The organism is Halanaerobium polyolivorans (assembly GCF_020711195.1).
GTDB classification, from domain to species: domain Bacteria; phylum Bacillota; class Halanaerobiia; order Halanaerobiales; family Halanaerobiaceae; genus Halanaerobium; species Halanaerobium polyolivorans.
The window spans coordinates 1-515 of the sequence record NZ_JAJFAT010000053.1 but is presented as its reverse complement, the minus strand read 5'-3'; the positions used below and the strand labels follow the sequence as shown (position 1 = coordinate 515).

At 37.9% G+C, this 515-nt stretch carries 1 protein-coding gene; it reads right to left on the bottom strand.

What is annotated here, in order from left to right; all coding sequences use genetic code 11:
- A partial coding sequence (locus tag LJ207_RS12285; protein ID WP_229346777.1) for a class II fructose-bisphosphate aldolase occupies positions 1-515 on the bottom strand: 515 nt, incomplete at both ends.

Genomic DNA, 515 nt, shown 5'->3' with positions numbered 1-515 from the left:
TCTGTATTTACATTAACTTTATTAACTCCATAAGCAACAGCAGTATTTAAATCCTCAGCTGAAATACCAGAAGCTCCATGTAAAACAACCGGCATATCGATCAGCTTCTTAATTTTTTTCAGTCTTTCAAAATCAAGTTCAGGCTCTCCTTTATAAACTCCATGAGCAGTACCAATTGCAATTGCAAGAGCATCTACTCCTGTTCTTTCTACAAATTCTAAAGCCTGATCTGGATCTGTATACATTGCATCTGCTTCATCAACTGTATGGTCATCTTCTGTACCACCGATAGTACCCAATTCTGCCTCAACACTTACTCCAACAGAATGAGCTGCTTCTACTACCTTTTTAGTTAAGGCAATATTTTCTTCGAATTCATTTTTGGAAGCATCGATCATGACAGAAGAAAAACCCGCTCTAATACATTTCATTATACTTTCAAAACTACTTCCGTGATCAAGGTGCAGTGCTACCGGTATTGAAGTCTTGTCAGTAGCTGCCTCAACCATCTTGAT